This window comes from Pontibacterium sp. (assembly GCF_041587635.1).
Lineage (GTDB): Bacteria > Pseudomonadota > Gammaproteobacteria > Pseudomonadales > Balneatricaceae > Pontibacterium.
The window spans coordinates 1-3,820 of record NZ_JBFGYC010000401.1; the positions used below are offsets into that span (position 1 = coordinate 1).

Genomic DNA, 3,820 nt, shown 5'->3' on the forward strand with positions numbered 1-3,820 from the left:
CATCGGTGGCTGAGTAAAAACCGCCGTTTTCAGCATACATTTCGCGTAGTACGTACTCCAGGGTCTGTTCCAGCGTGCGTCTGTAGAGGGGGTTGTTGGTAAGTTGCCAGGCCTGTAGATAAACCTCCGACAGGAGGGCCTGGTTGTAGAGCATTTTTTCGAAATGTGGGGTCAACCACTCGGGATCCGTCGCATAACGATGGAAACCACCGCCGACCTGATCATAGATACCACCCTGTTGCATCGCATCGAGGGTATGAATCACGGTACCCAAAAGGCTGTCATCTCGTTGTTGGACCGCTTGATCCAGCAGCAGTAGCAGTACTGTTTCTTGTGGAAATTTCGGCGCATTTGAAAATCCGCCGTTGAATTCGTCGTACTGACTTAAAAAGTGATCCAGTGCTTTCTGCACACTTATCTGGGTGGGTAGTCCTTCACCTTTACGCGGAGCCATTGTGGCTTCGATGGTGGTGTGGATACGGTCAGCTTGGGTCACTATTTTGTGTTTATCTGATTGCCAGACCTGAGCCACCTCACTGGTCAGCTTCTGAAACTGTGCGGGTGGAAAATAGGTGGCAGCAAAAAATGGTTTTCCGTTGGGGGTGAGGAACGCGTTCAAAGGCCAGCCGCCATGTCCACTGATCAGTTGGGCTGCGGTCATAAAAATATCGTCAAGGTCGGGTCGCTGTTCTCGATCGACTTTAATGCTGATGAAGTGTTGATTGAGAAACTGGGCGATCGCCAGGTTTTCAAAGCTTTCCCGTTCCATGACGTGACACCAGTGACAGGTGGAGTAACCAATCGAGATAAAGATCGGTTTGTTCTCCGTCTTAGCCCGCTGGAGTGCCTCTTCTCCCCATGCATACCAGTTGACCGGATTATGGGCGTGTTGCAGCAGGTAGGGGGAGGATTCCAGAATCAATCGGTTGGTAAACACAGGTTGCTGATCTTTGGTCAGGTGATGTGTTCGGGGCTGATAGCTTTCCCCTTTATCTCGCAGGGCTTGTAGCAACTGATGCTGTAATCCCTGTTCGATTGGCAGGGTATAGGTGTTCATGGGGCGAACCTCACTGTCTGCAGAAGCCAGTGTTGTAATACTCAGGATGAAGACCAGCAAAAGCGTCAGTGTCTGTATCCGCGGGGCATAGAGGTGCCGTATGTGGCGTGAAAGTCCGTTTATAGCCATGGGGGCTCCTGACTCGAGTTATTACGGATGGCGGTTGCAGCATTTTCCGTTCAATTGAACCGGAGGACAGGGTATCGTTGCATAAGAGCAGTAAACACAGCAATCCCCGGCTTTGGGGCGGACCAACGTCTGGCAGCCTGAACATTGCCAAAACCAGATACAGGCATTCATCGGCATCTCTTCATGCTGTTTGTAGCCACAATTTGGACAACAGATTTCGGTCAGAGTGTCGACAACGGGCGTAATCATCAATACGTGTCAGGTTTTTTTCAGCGTGAAGTAATCCAACCAATGTTTACGTACTAGCAACGGCAGGTAGTGGCGCAGATCCAGATCCATCTGGCTCAGCTGGCCCATCGTATAACCTTTGAGGATCGCGCCGAGCAGTTGCGCCATAGGTTCAGACAAGGTCTCAACAACGACCGGATGTTTGCCATGCTCATGCTGCTGGTGGATACACAGCCACTCTTCGCCGCCTTCATCACTCAGATGATCCATCTTGCCCTGTTGATGGGCCATCCAGATGCTGAATAGCGGCCACCGACTGTACATCAAACGGATGCTGGGACAGGCGTGAAAGCAGATTTGTGGTTGCTCCTCTGGCGATACGGTATCGAGTTGTGCCGTATCCAGAATGTATTCGTCGTCTGAACCCTCGGAGTCGTGCATCAACCATTCAAGCCTCGCCAGTTCCGGCAGTACGGCCAGTTTGTCGAGCTCGGGGTGCGACATATAGTGTCTGAGCAGGAGCTGACCGAAGCGGTCACCAAACAGCTTGGGTGGTGTGATAGCTGCGTAGTGAGTGAGGTAATGTTCAGCGAGCATGTGAAAGTAGGCGTCACCAACCAGTTCGTGCACCATCGGATAAAGTGCAATCAAGTTGCCTTCAGGACTGGTATCTGAAGCGTTGTGAGAAGAGTGATGATCCATAATCAGGCCCCTTATTTGAGTTGGCCGACCATGATTCCGTTCTGGCGGGTTTCAGATCCCCCCGATGTGAGTGGCACATCGTACTGCTGTCTCTGTCTATAGTTGAAAGCATAGACGGGCTACCGTGACTTGCAATGTGCTGCGGCTGGCGAAAGAATGGACATATTGCCGTAGTCCACGGATTGTCATGCATGCAGGCAATAATGGCGTGCTAACACAGGTATGGTGCTACCGGCAGCTGGCATTAAGCTGGTAGCAGTGACGGAAAGGAGAATCAGGATGTCCATGCAGTGGGATCGTTTGCTCACTTCACAGCGGTACGGCCACCAAGCGCTGTCTGCGCAGGAATTGGGCCGTAGCCATTTCCACAAAGATCACGACCGAATTGTGTTTTCCAGTGCGTTCCGCCGTTTGGGGCGGAAAACACAGGTGCATCCGCTTGCGTCTAACGATCATATCCACACACGATTGACCCACTCGATTGAAGTGGGCAGTGTGGGACGTAGTTTGGGCATTCGGGTCGGTGAACTTCTACATGATGATTTACCGGACTGGATCACTCCCCATGATATTGGCGTCATTGTGCAGGCCGCATGTCTGGCTCATGATATTGGAAATCCGCCGTTTGGACACGCGGGTGAATACGCGATTCGTGATTGGTTCAGGCGTGATAGCAACCAGTTTTTGTTGGCTGCGCTGAGTGAACGGGAGCGGCTGGATCTGCAAACCTTTGAGGGCAACGCTCAAGGGTTTCGGGTCGTGACGCGTATCGAAAATCACTTGTTTGATGGCGGCCTGCGCCTGACATTTCCAACCCTTGGCACCTTGTTAAAATATCCGTGGGGTGTCGAAAATGCCTGTAAACGGGGGAAGTTTAGCAGTTTCCAAATGGAGCTGGAGATCCTCAACAAGCTGGCGAAAGAGCTGGGGTTGGTCAAGTTGGATGACAATCATTGGTGCCGGCACCCTCTGGCTTATCTGATGGAGGCTGCTGACGATATTTGCTACGCCATTCTTGATCTGGAGGATGCGATCGAACTGAATATTCTCAGCTTTGAACAGATCAAACCCATCTTGCTGGAGATGTGTGGTGATCTGGCCTTTGATGCGGAAATCTTCAATACCGAAGCATCGGCTCGACGTAAAATTTCGGCCCTGCGCGGTAAGGCGATGGAAAACATGATCGATTCTTCCGTCGACGCTTTTATCCAGCATTACCCGCAAATCATGGCAGGTGAATATAAAGGGGAGCTGGTGTCGGATGGTGATCCTGGGGTTGGCAGTGGTATTTGTAAGGCGAAGACCCTGGCGCGTGAGCGTGTATTCCCTGACACCCGCAAGACGGAACTGGAAGTGGGGGCATACCGCACGCTGGGGGCTTTGCTGGATGCATTCTGTCATGCGGTTTACGACAACCATCAGAACAAGGGCAAAAATCTTAGCTATGAAACAGAGAAAATTCTTAGTCTGATGGGCATTCATGCGCCAGCCCATGATAAGCCGCTCTATCATTCCTACATGCGAGCACTCGATTTCATCGGCGGAATGACCGACAATTACGCATCGTATCTGGCCCGACAAATTGGTGGTCTGGCCTGATCAGTTCAATACTGTATTTCACCGGGAGTGTCTGATGTCCTCATTACGCGATCAGCTGCAGGGGCTGGTTTATTCCACTGAACACGGGGTGATGTGTCCTGAATG

Annotated in this window: 4 protein-coding genes; 1 reads left to right on the forward strand and 3 read right to left on the reverse strand. The window is 51.5% G+C overall.

From position 1 onward, the window contains the following. The 3 genes from ABYW01_RS16340 to ABYW01_RS16350 all read right to left on the reverse strand — a co-directional run. On the reverse strand, positions 1 to 1,186 hold a 1,186-nt coding region (locus ABYW01_RS16340), incomplete at its 3' end, for a thioredoxin domain-containing protein (RefSeq protein WP_372834720.1). A gap of 21 nt (positions 1,187 to 1,207) precedes the next feature. Beyond that, positions 1,208 to 1,435, reverse strand: coding sequence for a GDCCVxC domain-containing (seleno)protein (locus ABYW01_RS16345; protein WP_372834723.1), 228 nt, complete (start codon positions 1,433 to 1,435; stop codon positions 1,208 to 1,210). A 9-nt stretch (positions 1,436 to 1,444) separates the two neighbouring features. After that, a complete protein-coding gene (locus ABYW01_RS16350) occupies positions 1,445 to 2,116 on the reverse strand; it encodes a hypothetical protein (protein WP_372834726.1) in 672 nt (223 codons plus the stop codon). 279 nt (positions 2,117 to 2,395) lie between these two features. Here ABYW01_RS16350 and ABYW01_RS16355 point away from each other — a divergent pair, with 279 nt between their 5' ends. Then, positions 2,396 to 3,715, forward strand: coding sequence for a deoxyguanosinetriphosphate triphosphohydrolase (locus tag ABYW01_RS16355; protein ID WP_372834729.1), 1,320 nt, complete (start codon positions 2,396 to 2,398; stop codon positions 3,713 to 3,715). Positions 3,716 to 3,820 lie beyond the last annotated feature (105 nt).

Excerpts from the sequence above, each read along its gene's own strand:
- ABYW01_RS16345 (WP_372834723.1), bottom strand. The coding sequence starts at position 1,435 with ATGATTACGCCCGTTGTCGACACTCTGACCGAAATCTGTTGTCCAAAT.
- ABYW01_RS16350 (WP_372834726.1), bottom strand. The coding sequence starts at position 2,116 with ATGGATCATCACTCTTCTCACAACGCTTCAGATACCAGTCCTGAAGGC.
- ABYW01_RS16355 (WP_372834729.1), top strand. The coding sequence starts at position 2,396 with ATGTCCATGCAGTGGGATCGTTTGCTCACTTCACAGCGGTACGGCCAC.